Raw genomic sequence first — 14438 nt, 5'->3', positions numbered from 1 at the left:
ATGGCGGCACTTCAGGAGCGGCTCCACGCCGCCCGAGCGGTCGTGGACCGGATACCCAAGGGCCTGCACGTCGACGGTGAATGGCGCCCGTCCCGCAGCGGTGCGACGGTCTCCGTCGAGGACCCGGGCACCGGTACGGTGATCGCCGAGGTCGCCGACGCCGGCCCGGCGGATGCCGTGGACGCCCTCGACGCCGCCGTACGGGCGCAGGCCTCCTGGGCGGCGACGCCTCCCCGCGAGCGCGGCGAGGTGCTGCGCCGGGCCTTCGAGACGATCATGGCGCGCAAGGACGACCTGGCCCTGCTGATGACCCTGGAGATGGGCAAGCCCTTCGCCGAGTCCCAGGCCGAGGTGGCCTACGCCGCCGAGTTCCTGCGCTGGTTCTCCGAGGAGGCCGTGCGGATCGACGGCGGATACATGACCGCCCCGGGCGGCGGCTCCCGGGTGGTGACGATGCGTCAGCCCGTGGGTCCCTGTCTGCTGGTCACCCCGTGGAACTTCCCCATGGCGATGGGCACTCGCAAGATCGGTCCGGCGCTCGCGGCGGGCTGCACCGTCGTCGTCAAACCGGCCAAGCAGACCCCGCTGTCCATGCTGGCCCTGGTGGACATCCTGCGGGAGGCCGGGGCACCCGCCGGCGTGGTGAACGTCTTCACCACCAACCGCTCGGGCGAGGTCACCGACCATCTGCTGAACGACCCCCGGCTGCGCAAGCTGTCCTTCACCGGGTCCACCGAGGTCGGCCGCGCGCTGCTCGCCGCGTCGTCGCGGAACGTGCTGCGCACGTCCATGGAACTCGGCGGCAACGCCCCCTTCCTGGTCTTCGCCGACGCCGACCTCGACGCGGCGGTGGAGGGCGCGTTCCAGGCGAAGATGCGCAACATCGGTGAGGCGTGCACGGCCGCCAACCGGTTCTACGTCCACTCCTCGGTCGCCGACGAGTTCGGCCGCCGCCTGGCCGAACGGCTGGCCGCGCTGACGGTCGGCCACGGTCTCGACCCGGACAGCCAGGTCGGCCCGCTGATCGACGCGAACGCGGTGAAGAACGTCACCGACCTGGTCTCCGAGGCTGCCGCCGCCGGGGCCACCGTCCTCACCGGGGGTACGGAAGTCGCCTCGGACGGCCACTTCTTCGCGCCGACCGTGCTCAGCGGCGTACCGCTCGGAGTGCGCACGCTCACCGAGGAGATCTTCGGACCGGTCGCGCCGATCGTCGCCTTCGACGACGAGGACACGGCGGTGGCCCTGGCGAACGACTCCGAGTACGGCCTCGCCGGCTATCTCTTCACCGAGAGCCTCAGCCGTGGCCTGCGGGTGAGCGAGCGGCTGGAGTGCGGCATGGTCGGACTCAACCAGGGGATCATCTCCAACCCCGCCGCACCCTTCGGCGGAGTCAAGCAGTCCGGGCTCGGCCGCGAGGGCGGTGCGGTGGGCATCGACGAATACCTGAGCATCAAGTACCTGGCGATCAAGGCGGACCGATGACGGGCTTCATCCTGGCGGGCATCCAGTTCGAACCCGCCTTCGGCGATCCCGCGGCGAACATCGAGACGTCCTCGCGGCTGATCCGCGAGGCGGCGGCCGCCGGGGCCCGGCTGGTCGTCCTGCCCGAAGCGGCCTCGGCCGGATACATGTTCACCGACCGCGCGGACGCCCGCAGGAACGCCGAGCCCGTCCCCGACGGTCCGGTCTGCTCGGCCTGGGCCGCGCTCGCCGCCGAACTGGACCTGTGGATCGTCGCCGGGGTCACCGAGCTGGCGGGCGAGAAGGTGTACAACGCGGCGGTCCTGATGGGCCCCGAGGGGCATGTCGGGACGTTCCGCAAGGCGCACCTGTGGAACTTCGAGAAGGAGCTCTACGACCGTCAGGAGGACGGCTTTCCCGTCTTCCGCACCCCGCTCGGCAACATCGGGATCGGCATCTGCTACGACGCGTGGTTCCCGGAGACCTTCCGCAGCGCGGCGCTCGGCGGTGCCGATCTGCTGGCCCTTCCGTCGAACTGGGTGCCCGTACCCGGGCAGCCCGAGGACGCGCCGGTGATGGCCAACCTGATGTGCATGACCGCAGCGCACAGCAACCAGTTCTTCGTCGCCGGGGTCAGCCGGACCGGCAGCGAACGCGACCAGGGCTTCATCGGCCGGTCGCTGATCGTGGGCCCGGACGGCTGGCCGCTGGCCGGACCGGCCGGCGGCGACGAGGAGGCCATCGTCCTGGCCGAGGTGGACCTGATCGGCTCGCGCAAGGAACGGCTGGGCAACCCCTTCAACCAGCCGCTCGGCGACCGGCGCACGGACGTCTACCGCACCGGCGACTTCACTCCGGACTCCTCGGACCTCACCGGTAACACCGCCTGACCACAGGGGCCCCGGCCCCTTTCCCGGGCCTGTTCCGGGCGCCCTCACCCTCGGGGCGCCCGGACGCCCTCCCGTTCCCGCGCACCCCCGGGAACCATGGACGCCCGTTCACGCCCAACACGGGCGTCGCACACCCCACTCTTCCTCCTTGCAGGGGGACACACCGGCATCTATTGACAGGTCGGTGGCCCTCACACAGACTTTCTCCCACCCTCTGAACCCATGGTTCACTGAATGGACCAAAAGGTGAACGGCAATGCGAGCGATCGAGCGCACCAGCGCACAGGTGGAGCTCTCCGACCCGAGTAGCATCAAGGGGAGCCCGCTCTACAACGAGGACCTGGCGCCCGTACCCCTGTCCCGCAGGACCTGGGGCACGTACAACTACGCGGCGCTGTGGATGGGCATCGCCCACGGCATCCCCACGTACTACCTCGCCAGTGGTCTCATCGGCCTCGGCATGAGCTGGTACCAGGCGGTCATGACGATCGCCCTGGGCAACCTGATCGTTCTGGGTCCCATCCTGCTCAACAGCCACGCCGGTACCAAGTACGGCATCCCCTACCCCGTCTTCGCCCGTGCCGCCTTCGGCACCCTCGGCGCCAACGTGCCCGCCCTGATGCGCGCCCTGTCCGCGTGCGGCTGGTTCGGCATCCAGACGTGGATCGGCGGCCAGGCCATCTACACCATCACCGGTGCCTTCGCCGGTGACGCGTGGCTCAACGCGGGCGAGGTGTGGGGCCACCCCAAGACCCTCTGGCTGTCCTTCGCGGTCTTCTGGCTGCTGCAGATCGCCCTCATCGTCCGCGGCATCGAATCCATCCGTCGCCTCGAGAACTGGTCCGCGCCGCTCATCCTGATCGTTGCCGCGTTCCTACTGGTCTGGATGGTCATCCAGGCCGACGGCTTCGGCCCGCTCGCCACCGAGCCGTCCAAGCTCGGCTGGGGCGCCGACTTCTGGCTGCTGTTCGCGCCCTCCCTGATGGGCATGATCGCGTACTTCGCCACCATGTCCGTCAACATCGCGGACTTCACCCGCTACTCCAAGGGGCAGCGGGAACAGATGATCGGCCAGTCGCTGGGTCTGCCCCCGACGATCACCCTGTTCTCCATGATCGGTGCCCTCACCACCTCGGCCACCATCGTCGTCTACGGACACGCGATCTGGGACCCCGTCGAGCTGGTCAGCCGCTTCTCCAACCCGGTCGTCGTCGTCTTCGCCCTGCTGTGCGTCATCGTGGCCACCGTCGCCGTCAACGTCGCGGCCAACGTCGTGGGCCCCGCCTTCGACTTCTCCAACGCCCTGCCGCGCCTCATCAGCTTCCGCACCGGCGGCATCATCGCCGGCGTCATCGGCATCCTGATGCAGCCCTGGCGGCTGCTCTCCTCGCCCGAGCTGTACATCTTCAGCTGGCTCGGTGTGAGCGGCGCCGTCCTCGGCAGCGTCGCCGGCGTTCTCACCGCCGAGTACTGGCTGCTGCGCAAGCGTCAGCTCGACCTCGTCGGGCTGTACACGCGCGGCGGACCGTACGAGTACGCCAAGGGCTTCAACTGGCGTTCCCTCCTCACGCTCGCGATCGTCCTGTTCCTGTCCCTCGCCGGCGCGTACTCCGAGAACGGGAACGGACCCTTCCCGGCGGACGGACTCATCCCCTTCCTCAAGCCGCTGTTCGACTACGGCTGGGCCGTCGCCTTCCTCGGCGGCATCGCCCTGCACACCGCGTTCAGCAAACTCTTCCCGCACCGCGCCGCTGTTCCGGCGGCGGTGGAGGAGAAGGACCGGGTCACGGTCTGATCCGACGGGGCAGGCCGGCGCGCGCCGGTCTGCCCCGTCCCGTCCGCGTTCGCCTGTCGTCCGTTCCACCGTCCTCTGCCGTCTGCTCCACCGTTCTTTCGTGTGTACGCCACTGTCAAGGTGCCTACGCCGCCGTCCCCCTGAAGGGCCCCCGATGAAGACCCGTGCCGCCGTCATGACCGCCCCCGGCAAGGACTGGGAGATCACCGAACTCGAACTCGCCCCGCCCCAGGCGGGCGAGGTCCTGGTCCGCTTCACCCACGCCGGACTCTGCTTCTCCGACGAGCACGTACGCACCGGCAACATGGCGCCGCTGCCCATCATCGGCGGACACGAGGGCTCGGGGATCGTCGAAGCCGTCGGCGAGGGCGTGTCCAAGCTGGCCCCCGGCGACCACGTGGCCGCCTCCTTCAAACCGTCCTGCGGACACTGCCGCTGGTGTGCCTCCGGCCGCTCCAACCTGTGCGACGCCGCAGCCTTCGGCCCCGAGGGCAAACTCCCCGACGGCACCTACCGGTTCACCGGCCCCGACGGCCCCATCGGCGCCAACTGCTCGCTGGGCACCTTCGCCGAGCACTCCGTCGTCTCCCAGGACTCCCTCGTACGCGTCGACCCCGACATACCGCTCTCGGTGGTCGCACTGGTGAGCTGCGGAGTCCTCACCGGCTGGGGTGCCGCCGTGTACGCCGCCGATCCCGAGCCCGGCGACACCGTCATCGTCGTCGGCGCGGGCGGCGTCGGCATCAACGCCGTACAGGGCGCCCGGCTCTCCGGCGCCGGCAACATCATCCTGGTCGACCCCAACGAGGCCAAGCACGCTCTCGCCCGCGACCTCGGGGCCTCGCACGTCTGCCGCACCCTCGACGAGGCGGCGGCCCTCGCCGCGGACCTCAACCCCAGCGCGGGGGGCGCCGACTCCACCCTCGTCTGCACCGGCGAGACCACCGCCGACATCGTCCGCGCCGCCTTCGAGGCCACCGGCAAGGGCGGCACCATCGTCCTCGCCGGAATGACCGAGGACGTCCACGCGATCAACGTCCAGCTCCCCGGAACCCAGCTCGTCTTCGCCGAGAAGCGCCTCCAGGGGACCATCTTCGGCTCGTGCAGCCCCATCCGGGACGTGCCCCGGGTGCTGTCCCTGTACCGCCAGGGCCTGATCAAGCTCGACGAGCTGGTCAGCCGCACCTACAGCCTCGACGAGATCAACCAGGGCTTCGAGGACCTGCGGTCCGGCCGCAACCTGCGCGGCATCGTCGCCCACGGCCCCGCGCAGTGAACCGGAGCCCCAAGAGCCCCGAGAGCAACGAGAGCAACGAGAGCACCCCATGCGAGTACAGCAGGATCAGCGGCAAGAGCTGCACCTGAAGGAGCAGAAGGAGCACCCCGCCATGTCCCACGGGACCGACCGTGACACGCTCTACATCGACGGCGACTGGCGCATCCCCGCCACCGACCGCATGTTCACCGCGGTCAGCGCCGCCACCGAGGAGCCCTTCGGCGTCTTTCCCGAGGCCGACCGCGCCGACGTCGACGCCGCCGTCGCCGCCGCACGCCGCGCCCTGGGCGGCGTCCGCGGGTGGGGTTCGGCCGAGGAGCGGGCCGCCGCGATGGAACGCCTGGCCCTCGCCCTGGAGTCCCGCACCGAAGCCCTCGGCACCGTGATCGCCCAGGAGGTCGGCACGCCCCTGGCACGGGCGATCGAAGCCAACGTCGGCGCCGCGGCCGGACTGCTCCGCTTCTACGCCCCGCTCGCCGACGTCATGTACGCGGAGGAGCTGCGTCCCGCCGGGGTGGGCCACAGCCTGGTCCGCCGTGAGCCGGTCGGCGTGGTCGCCATGATCGCGCCGTGGAACTACCCGCTCAGCACCCTGTTCTTCAAACTGGCGCCCGCGCTGGCCATGGGCTGCACCGCCGTGATCAAGCCCTCACCCACCACCGGGCTCGACTCGTTCCTCGTCGCCGACGCGGTCCACGAGGCGGGATTCCCTCCGGGCGTGATCAACGTCCTGCCCGCCGAGCGGGAGGTGGGGGAGTACCTGGTCACCCACCCCGGAGTGGACAAGGTCGCCTTCACCGGCTCCACCGCGGCCGGACGCCGCCTCGGCGCCCTCTGCGGCGAACTGCTGCGCCCGGTCACCCTGGAACTGGGCGGCAAGTCCGCCGCGATCCTCCTGGAGGACGCGCCGCTGCCCCTCTTCCTCGACCACCTGCTCGGGCTGTCGTTCAACAACAACGGCCAGACCTGCACCAACAACACCCGGCTGCTGGTGCCCCGTTCGCGCTACGACGAGATCGTGGACGCCGTCACCGCGACGGTCGCGGGCTGGACGGTCGGTGACCCGCTGGATCCGTCCACGGTGATCGGCCCGGTCGCCGGGGCCGCGCACCGCGACCGGATCGAGGGCTACCTCCGCAAGGGCCGGGAGGAAGGGGCGCGCGTCACCACCGGCGGTGGCCGTCCCGCCGGCCTCGACCGGGGCTTCTACATCGAGCCCACGGTCTTCGCCGACGTGGAGCCCGCGATGGTCGTCGCCCGGGAGGAGATCTTCGGCCCCGTCGTGACCATCTCCGCCTACGACGGCTCCGTCGAGGGTGCCGTCGCCATGGCCAACGACTCCGACTACGGCCTGGCCGGCAGCGTCTGGACGGCCGACGAGGCGCTGGGGCGCCAGGTGGCCCGCGCGGTGGACACCGGAACCTTCAGCGTCAACCACGCCAACTTCGACATCGGCGCACCCATGGGCGGGCGGAAGGACAGCGGTCTGGGCCTCGAGCTGGGGCGCGAGGCGATCGAGGCGTACATCCAGTACAAGACGATCTTCGTGACCGAGCCGCCCACGGACGACGACGCACGGGCGGCCTAGAACGGGGACCGATGGCCCGGGGCGCCGGTGGCCGCCCCGGGCCGACTCGGCGTCGGTAAAGGCACGGGGCGGGCGGGCGTAGCGTGGGAGGTATGACGACGTACGGATCTTTTCCCGGTACCCGGCCCCGGCGTCTGCGGACCACCCCGGCCATGCGTCGGATGGTCGCCGAGACGCGGCTGCATCCCGCCGACCTCATCCTCCCGGCCTTCGTCCGCGAGGGGGTCACCGAGCCGGTGCCGATCGAGGCGATGCCGGGCGTGGTGCAGCACACCCGGGACACCCTGAAGAAGGCGGCGGCCGAGGCCGTGGCGGCCGGGGTCTCCGGGATCATGCTGTTCGGCGTTCCGGAGGAGTCGAAGAAGGACGCCCTGGGCACGGCGGGCACCGACCCCGACGGGATTCTCCAGGTCGCCCTGCGGGACGTACGGGCCGAGGTCGGGGACGAGCTGCTCGTCATGTCCGACCTCTGTCTCGACGAGACGACGGATCACGGTCACTGCGGAGTGCTGGACGACCAGGGACGCGTGGACAACGACGCGACGCTCGAGCGGTACGCCGAGATGGCGCAGGTGCAGGCCGACGCGGGCGCCCATGTCGTCGGGCCCAGCGGGATGATGGACGGGCAGATCGGCGTCATCCGTGACGCCCTCGACCAGATCGGCCGCGAGGACGTCGCGATCCTCGCCTACACCGCCAAGTACGCCTCCGCCTTCTACGGGCCGTTCCGCGAGGCCGTCGGGTCGTCGCTTCGGGGCGACCGCAAGACGTATCAGCAGGACCCGGCCAACGTCCGTGAATCGATGCGGGAGTTGGCGCTCGACCTGGCGGAGGGCGCCGACCTGGTGATGGTCAAGCCGGCCGGGCCCTACCTCGACATCCTCGCCAAGGTCGCCGACGCCGTGGACGTGCCGGTGGCCGCGTACCAGATCTCCGGTGAGTACTCGATGATCGAGGCCGCCGCCGAGAAGGGCTGGATCGACCGCGATCGGGCGATCCTGGAGGCCCTGACCGGCATCAAGCGGGCCGGTGCGCAGAACATCCTCACCTACTGGGCCACCGAGTTCGCCCGGAAGCTCGACGTGTAGGGCGGAGGGAGGAGCGCGCAGGGCAGGCCGGCGTCGCAGGTCAGCGGACGGTCGCCTCGAAACACTCCTCCCGCCGTGTCTGACCGGCGGGCTGGAAGCAGGCCCGTACGAGAGTGCCTGGAGCCGTTCTCGTCATCGGGGTGTAGAGGTACGCCGTCGCGTCCAGGGCGTCCGTGATCTCGGCGGAGCGGGTCGGGCCGGCCGCGGTCAGCTCGATCCGGTCGCCCACCCGCGTGTCCCAGATGCGGCCCCAACTCGTCCCGCACGTGGGGCTGTAGCGCACCTGCAGGTGGGCTCCGGAGGCGGTGCGGTGCTCGATGAGGGTGTCCAGGCCGATCCCGCAGAGCATGTTCATCGGGTCCCGGCCCTCGCAGGCGTCGCCCTGGCAGCGGGGCGGGGGAGGGCCGGTCCCGGTTCCCGTCCCGGTCGCGGGCGGTCTGCGTGCGTCGTCGGGCGTCCGGTCCGCCGGCAGGAGAAGGGCGGTCGCGGTCACGCCGCCGGCGGTCACGGCCAGGACGGCCGCCATGACGGCGGTGGCCCGCCAGGACCGACGGTGCGTGGTCGCGGTAGTCGTGGTGGTTGCAGGAGGGGCGGGGCCCCCGGCTTCGGGCCCCTCCTCCGGTTGCGGCTCCGGCTCCGGTTCCGGTGCGGTCTCCGGACGCGCTGGGGGCGGGGCCTGGGTCGCCCGGCCGCTGCTCTCCGACTCCGCGAGCTCCCACAGGGCCAGGCAACGGCCCTCCGGCTCGCCCGCCAGCCGGCACAGCTCCCGCACGGCCTCACGGGGTGGCAGGATCTCGCCCCTGAGGTAGCGGCTCCAGGAGGACTTGCTGAACGGGGTGCGTTCCCCCAGCCCGGTCAGGCTCAGGCCCGCGCGCTCCTTGAGGCTCCGCAGAGCGGCCGTCAGCCGGGCGCGCTCCGGCGACCTCATCTTCGCAAGGCCCCCCAGGTGTGCGGGCCGACGATGCCGTCCACCACCAGGTCGGCGTCCGTCTGCAGGCGTTTGACGGCCCGCTCGGTCATCGGGCCGAAGATGCCGTCGACGTCCCCCGGCGAGTAGCCCGCCCGGTCCAGCAGACACTGCGCCTCGGCGACCTCCGGACCGGCGTAGCCGTTCGCCAGGATCTTGTCCCGGGTGGTGCTCAGCCCCGCGTGCCAGAGGCCGTCGATCCGCTCCACCCGGCAGGTGTACGCGGGCACGGACCGCGGTGACGCCGCCGGTGCGGCCGACGGGGCGAGTGGCGCGACGGCACCGTGATCGAGGTCCGCGCCCGCCCTGTCGACCAGCACCACCACCGCCGACACGGCCAGCACCACGGCGACCGCCCCGGCGGCGACCGCCACGTGGAAGGCCCGCCCGCGTGCCGGTTCAGCCCCGGGGCCGACGGGACCGATCGGATCGAGGGGTTCGAGGGGTTCGAGGGGTTCCGCCCTGCCGGGTTCCGCCGCCGATTCCGGAGCCTGATCCCGAGCCCCGGCCGGAGCGGCACCCGCGATCGGACCCGCGGGCGCCGTCGCCGTGCGGCCGCTCCATGCCTCCGCCGCGACCTCCCACACGGCCAGCAGCCGGGTCGGCTCCTCGCCGGTGACCGACGCCAGCGCCTCGACGGCGTCCCGGGGCGGCAGCGCCCTGCCGCCGAGGTAGCGCTCCCACGACGAAGAGCTGTACCCGGTCTTCGCCGCGAGCTGACGCAGACTCAGCCCGCTGTGGTCCTTCAGGCGCCGTAATCGCACCACCAAGTTCCGCACGCTCGGGTCGAGTTCTGTGGGCAGGCCCTTCCAACGCGACATGTTCCCCCACTCGCGTGTGCATGGTTCCGTCCCCGTCGCCTTGTGCAACAGCATCCACAGTGTGCCCGGTGACGCGCTTCTCGCACCCGCACCGATTCAGCCATCGCCCGTCCCGCCCCGTCCCGCTGCGCCGTCCCGGCGGGACGCGGTCCCGCAGGTCGCGGGGGAGGGCGTCCCATGCCGTCGTCACTTCGGCGGCAATCATGGCCGGACCCGGCCCCGACCCGGCAGTCTCGTCGTCGAGCCGGCCGCTCCGGTCGGCGCCGCCCATTCGAAGGGGGACAAGCATGCGAGCCATGACCAAGGCGCTCGTCAGCGTCACTACGGCCGTGGGGATCGCCGCCGGTGGCCTGGCCACCGCGGGCACCAGCTTCGCGGCCCCGACGCAGGACACCAAGGCCGTGGCGAGTGCCGAGGCGGTCGCTCCGCTCGCGGTGGTCAACCTCGGTCTGAACGCCACCCAGGCCAAGGGCGTCCAGCGCTGGCTGCGGGCGCACTGGAGCTACACCGACTCGATCGACGGCGAACTCGGCCCCAACAGCTGGAAGGCATTCCAGCGCATGCTCAAGGCGCACCACGGCTACACCGGAGCCATCGACGGATCCGTCGGCAGCGGCACGGTCTCGGCGCTGCAGCGCTTCCTGAAGAACAACGGCTGGGGCTACACCGGCGCGATCGACGGAATCGCCGGCTCGGGCACCCAGGCGGCGTTCAAGACCTTCGCCAACTGGTGCGTCGACACGTACTAGGCACCACCGGCACCGACTGCCGCGGCCCGTCCTCCCAGCGGGGGAGAGGACGGGCCGCGGGCACGCGTCGTGCTTCCGGACTCAGAGACGCTCGGGCGTCCTGATGCCCAGCAGGGCCATGCCCCGGTGCAGCGTGCGGGCCGTGACGTCGCACAGGAACAGGCGGTTGGCCACCTGGTCCGGCGACTCGGCCTTCAGCACCGGGCACTTGTCGTAGAACGACGTGTACAGGGACGCCAGCTGGTACAGGTACGCGGCCAGCTTGTGCGGGGCGTACTCGCGTGCCGCGTCCGCCACCGTCTCCGCGAACGCGTCCACGTGCAGGCCCAGCGCCCGCTCGGCCTCGTGCAGGGCCAGCTCCGGGTGCGCGGACGGACGTACGCCTTCGGGAGCCTTGCGCAGGATCGACTGGATACGGGCGTAGGCGTACTGGAGGTACACCGACGTGTCGCCGTTCAGCGAGACCATCTGGTCGAGGTCGAACTTGTAGTCCCGGTTCGCCGACGTCGACAGGTCCGCGTACTTCACCGCGCCGACGCCCACCTGGGTGCCCCGCTCGGCGATCTCCTCCTCGGACAGGTCCTGCGCCTTCTCCCGGACCACCGCGGAGGCGCGGTCGATCGCCTCGTCCAGCAGATCCACCAGCTTCACCGTCTCGCCCTCACGGGTCTTGAACGGCTTGCCGTCCTTGCCGAGGACCGTGCCGAACGCGAGCTGGATCGCCTTCACGTCGTCACCGAGCCAGCCGGCCCGGCGCGCGGTCTCGAAGACCATCTTGAAGTGCAGCGCCTGCCGGGCGTCCACCACGTACAGCAGGGTGTCCGCCTTCAGGCGGAACACGCGGTCCCGGATCGCGGACAGGTCGGTCGCCGCGTAGCCGTAGCCGCCGTCCGACTTCTGGACGATCAGCGGGACCTGCTTGCCGTCCGGGCCCAGGACGTCCTCGAAGAACACGCACAGCGCGCCCTCGGAGCGGACCGCGACACCCGACTCCTCCAGCAGGCGGCAGGTCTCGGCGAGCATGTCGTTGTAGCCGGACTCGCCGACGATGTCCGCGTCCTGGATCTCCATGTCCAGCTTCTCGAAGACGGAGAAGAAGTAGATCTTCGACTCGTCGACGAACTTCTGCCAGATGGAGAGCGTGCGGGGATCGCCCGCCTGGAGGTCGACCACCCGGCGCCGGGAGCGCGTCTTGAACTCCTCGTCGGAGTCGAACAGCTTGCGCGCGGTCTTGTAGAGGCGGTCCAGGTTCGACATCGCCTCCTCGCCGGAGACTTCGCCCTCCTTGTGGTCCAGCTCGTGCGGGTGCTCGTCCAGGTACTGGATGAGCATGCCGAACTGGGTGCCCCAGTCGCCGATGTGGTGGCGGCGCACCACGTTCTCCCCGGTGAACTCCAGGAGCTGGACCACCGAGTCGCCGATCACGGCGGACCGCAGATGGCCGACGTGCATCTCCTTCGCCACGTTCGGCTGGGCGTAGTCGATCACCGTGGTGCCGGGGTGCGCGGTCACCGGCACGCCGAGGCGCTCGGTGTCCGCGTACCGCGCGGCGAGGTTCGCGGTGATCGCCCGGTCGGCGATCGTGATGTTGAGGAAGCCGGGGCCGGAGACCTCGACGTCCTTGATCAGCTCGTCACCGGTGACGACGTGCGAGACGACCTCGGCGGCCAGCTCCCGCGGGTTCGCCTTCGCCTTCTTGGCCAGCGCCAGGATGCCGTTGGCCTGGTAGTCCGCCCGGTCGCTGCGTCGCAGCAGCGGGTCCGCGCCGGCGGCCTCCGGCCGGGTGGCCGAGAGCGCGGACGCGAGATGCTGCTGGACGGAGTCGCTGAGGGACGTGACCGAGGCCATGGGGTGGCTGCCGTTCTGCTCGGGTTCCGGAGCTGTTGACTACTACAGGTGACTACTGCTGAAGCCGAGTATCCCACGCGGTGAAAAGCGGTTTTCGCGGATGCGGTCCGGGCTGGGAGAATAGAAAGGTCAGCCGTGCGACCGTACCGGCTGCCCGAGCAGAAAGAAGGACGTGCCGATCGTGGCTCAGAGCACCGAGACCACCGACTGGGTCTCCCGTTTCGCGGACGAGGTCATCGAGGAGTCGGAGCGTCGGGCCCCGGGCAAACCGGTCGTCGTCGCGTCCGGACTCTCCCCCTCGGGCCCGATCCACCTGGGCAACCTCCGCGAGGTCATGACCCCGCACCTGGTCGCCGACGAGATCCGCCGCCGCGGCCACCGGGTCCGCCACCTGATCTCCTGGGACGACTACGACCGGTACCGCAAGGTCCCCGCCGGGGTCGAGGGCGTCGACGAGACGTGGGCCGAGCACATCGGCAAGCCGCTCACCTCGGTCCCCGCCCCCAAGGGCTCCCCGTACCCGAGCTGGGCCGAGCACTTCAAGGCCACCATGGTCGAGTCGCTCGCCGAGCTGGGCGTGGAGTTCGACGGGATCAGCCAGACGGAGCAGTACACCTCCGGTGTCTACCGCGAGCAGATCCTGCACGCCATGAAGCACCGCGGCGACATCGACGCGATCCTCGACCAGTACCGCACCAAGAAGGCCCCGGCGAAGAAGCAGCAGCAGAAGGCGGTCGACGAGGCCGAGCTGGAGGCGGCGGAGGGCTCCGGCGCCGCCGCCGAGGACGACGGCAGCACCGGCTCCGCCGGCTACTTCCCGTACAAGCCCTACTGCGGCAACTGCGAGAAGGACCTCACCACCGTCACCTCCTACGACGACGACACCACCGAACTGACCTACTCCTGCACCGCCTGCGGCTTCGCCGAGACGGTCCGGCTCAGCGAGTTCAACCGCGGCAAGCTGGTCTGGAAGGTCGACTGGCCGATGCGCTGGGCGTACGAGGGCGTGATCTTCGAGCCGAGCGGCGTCGACCACTCGTCGCCGGGCTCGTCGTTCCAGGTCGGCGGGCGGATCGTCGGCATCTTCGGCGGCGAGCAGCCCATCGGCCCCATGTACGCCTTCGTCGGCATCAGCGGCATGGCCAAGATGTCGTCCTCACGCGGCGGCGTGCCCACGCCCGCCGACGCGCTGAAGATCATGGAACCCCAGCTGCTGCGCTGGCTGTACGCGCGGCGCCGGCCCAACCAGTCCTTCAAGGTCGCCTTCGACCAGGAGATCCAGCGCCTCTACGACGAGTGGGACCGGCTCGACGCCAAGGTCGCCGACGGCAGCGCCCTGCCCGCCGACATCGCCGCGCACTCCCGCGCGGTGGGCACGGCGGGCGGCGCCCTGCCCAGGACGCCCCGGCCGCTGCCGTACCGCACCCTCGCCTCCGTCGCCGACATCACCGGCGGGCACGCGGACCAGGCGCTGCGCATCCTCAGCGACTTCGACCCCGCCCACCCGCTCGCCTCGCTCGACGAGGCCCGGCCGCGCTACGACAAGGCCGAGGCGTGGATCTCCCTCCACGTCCCGGCCGACCAGCGCACCATCGTGCGGACGGAGCCGGACGAGGAACTGCTGAAGTCCCTGGACGAGCAGGGCCGCCGGTCGTTGCGGCTGCTCCTCGACGGGCTGGCCGACCACTGGTCCCTGGACGGGCTGACCCACCACGTCTACGGCGTTCCCAAGGTCCAGGCAGGCTTCCCCGCCGACGCCACGCCCAAGGAGCTGCCCGCGGAGATCAAGACCGCGCAGCGGTCGTTCTTCGCCCTGCTCTACCACCTGCTGGTCGGGCGGGACACCGGCCCGCGTCTGCCCACCCTGCTGCTCGCGGTGGGCCAGGAGCGGGTACGGCGGCTGCTCGGGGACTGACCGGCACAGCGCCGCACACGAGGACGGGGCGCCCGGT

Annotated in this window: 11 protein-coding genes; 8 read left to right on the top strand and 3 right to left on the bottom strand. The window is 71.0% G+C overall.

The annotated features are described in order from the left end of the window. The 6 genes from AOK11_RS15470 to hemB all read left to right on the top strand — a co-directional run bounded on the left by AOK11_RS15470 (position 1) and on the right by hemB (position 8101). On the top strand, positions 1-1485 hold the full coding sequence (locus AOK11_RS15470) for an NAD-dependent succinate-semialdehyde dehydrogenase (RefSeq protein ID WP_055594297.1): 1485 nt from the start codon (positions 1-3) through the stop codon (positions 1483-1485). Continuing rightward, a complete protein-coding gene (locus AOK11_RS15465; RefSeq protein WP_055594296.1) occupies positions 1482-2354 on the top strand; it encodes a nitrilase family protein in 873 nt (290 codons plus the stop codon). Before AOK11_RS15470 ends, AOK11_RS15465 begins: the two co-directional genes overlap by 4 nt. A 256-nt stretch (positions 2355-2610) precedes the next feature. Continuing rightward, positions 2611-4149, top strand: coding sequence for an NCS1 family nucleobase:cation symporter-1 (locus tag AOK11_RS15460; RefSeq protein WP_055594295.1), 1539 nt, complete (start codon positions 2611-2613; stop codon positions 4147-4149). Between the two features lie 154 nt (positions 4150-4303). Further along, entirely contained in the window at positions 4304-5425 is a 1122-nt protein-coding gene (locus tag AOK11_RS15455; RefSeq protein ID WP_055594294.1) for a Zn-dependent alcohol dehydrogenase, read from the top strand. Between the two features lie 49 nt (positions 5426-5474). Then, positions 5475-7013, top strand: a complete 1539-nt coding sequence (locus AOK11_RS15450; RefSeq protein ID WP_240497359.1) for an aldehyde dehydrogenase — start codon at positions 5475-5477, stop codon at positions 7011-7013. Between the two features lie 92 nt (positions 7014-7105). After that, positions 7106-8101, top strand: coding sequence for a porphobilinogen synthase (hemB, locus tag AOK11_RS15445; protein ID WP_055594293.1), 996 nt, complete (start codon positions 7106-7108; stop codon positions 8099-8101). 40 nt (positions 8102-8141) lie between these two features. Here hemB and AOK11_RS15440 read toward each other — a convergent pair whose 3' ends face one another. Both AOK11_RS15440 and AOK11_RS15435 read right to left on the bottom strand, forming a co-directional pair. Continuing rightward, positions 8142-9029 carry a helix-turn-helix domain-containing protein gene (locus AOK11_RS15440; RefSeq protein WP_055594292.1) on the bottom strand — a complete coding sequence of 296 codons (888 nt, stop codon included), beginning with the start codon at positions 9027-9029 and terminating at the stop codon, positions 8142-8144. Next, complete coding sequence (locus tag AOK11_RS15435) at positions 9026-9889, bottom strand: peptidoglycan-binding protein (RefSeq protein WP_055594291.1); 864 nt, start codon at positions 9887-9889, stop codon at positions 9026-9028. Before AOK11_RS15435 ends, AOK11_RS15440 begins: the two co-directional genes overlap by 4 nt. A gap of 287 nt (positions 9890-10176) precedes the next feature. Between AOK11_RS15435 and AOK11_RS15430 the strand changes: the two genes are divergently transcribed. Beyond that, complete coding sequence (locus AOK11_RS15430; RefSeq protein WP_055594290.1) at positions 10177-10638, top strand: peptidoglycan-binding protein; 462 nt, start codon at positions 10177-10179, stop codon at positions 10636-10638. An 81-nt stretch (positions 10639-10719) separates the two neighbouring features. On the opposite strand, the gene argS is transcribed toward AOK11_RS15430, so the two are convergent. Continuing rightward, positions 10720-12486 (bottom strand): arginine--tRNA ligase, encoded by a 1767-nt coding sequence (gene argS, locus AOK11_RS15425; protein WP_055594289.1) that lies wholly within the window; start codon positions 12484-12486, stop codon positions 10720-10722. A 172-nt stretch (positions 12487-12658) separates the two neighbouring features. Here argS and lysS point away from each other — a divergent pair, with 172 nt between their 5' ends. Further along, positions 12659-14401, top strand: coding sequence for a lysine--tRNA ligase (lysS, locus tag AOK11_RS15420; RefSeq protein ID WP_055594288.1), 1743 nt, complete (start codon positions 12659-12661; stop codon positions 14399-14401). Positions 14402-14438 lie beyond the last annotated feature (37 nt).

Source organism: Streptomyces hirsutus (assembly GCF_001418415.1).
GTDB lineage: Bacteria > Actinomycetota > Actinomycetes > Streptomycetales > Streptomycetaceae > Streptomyces > Streptomyces hirsutus.
Note: the sequence above shows the minus strand (reverse complement) of the source record. Positions and strands in the feature narration are given on the sequence as shown.

Excerpts from the sequence above, each read along its gene's own strand:
- AOK11_RS15470 (WP_055594297.1), top strand. The coding sequence starts at position 1 with ATGGCGGCACTTCAGGAGCGGCTCCACGCCGCCCGAGCGGTCGTGGAC.
- AOK11_RS15465 (WP_055594296.1), top strand. The coding sequence starts at position 1,482 with ATGACGGGCTTCATCCTGGCGGGCATCCAGTTCGAACCCGCCTTCGGC.
- AOK11_RS15460 (WP_055594295.1), top strand. The coding sequence starts at position 2,611 with ATGCGAGCGATCGAGCGCACCAGCGCACAGGTGGAGCTCTCCGACCCG.
- AOK11_RS15455 (WP_055594294.1), top strand. The coding sequence starts at position 4,304 with ATGAAGACCCGTGCCGCCGTCATGACCGCCCCCGGCAAGGACTGGGAG.
- AOK11_RS15450 (WP_240497359.1), top strand. The coding sequence starts at position 5,475 with ATGCGAGTACAGCAGGATCAGCGGCAAGAGCTGCACCTGAAGGAGCAG.
- hemB (WP_055594293.1), top strand. The coding sequence starts at position 7,106 with ATGACGACGTACGGATCTTTTCCCGGTACCCGGCCCCGGCGTCTGCGG.
- AOK11_RS15440 (WP_055594292.1), bottom strand. The coding sequence starts at position 9,029 with ATGAGGTCGCCGGAGCGCGCCCGGCTGACGGCCGCTCTGCGGAGCCTC.
- AOK11_RS15435 (WP_055594291.1), bottom strand. The coding sequence starts at position 9,889 with ATGTCGCGTTGGAAGGGCCTGCCCACAGAACTCGACCCGAGCGTGCGG.
- AOK11_RS15430 (WP_055594290.1), top strand. The coding sequence starts at position 10,177 with ATGCGAGCCATGACCAAGGCGCTCGTCAGCGTCACTACGGCCGTGGGG.
- argS (WP_055594289.1), bottom strand. The coding sequence starts at position 12,486 with ATGGCCTCGGTCACGTCCCTCAGCGACTCCGTCCAGCAGCATCTCGCG.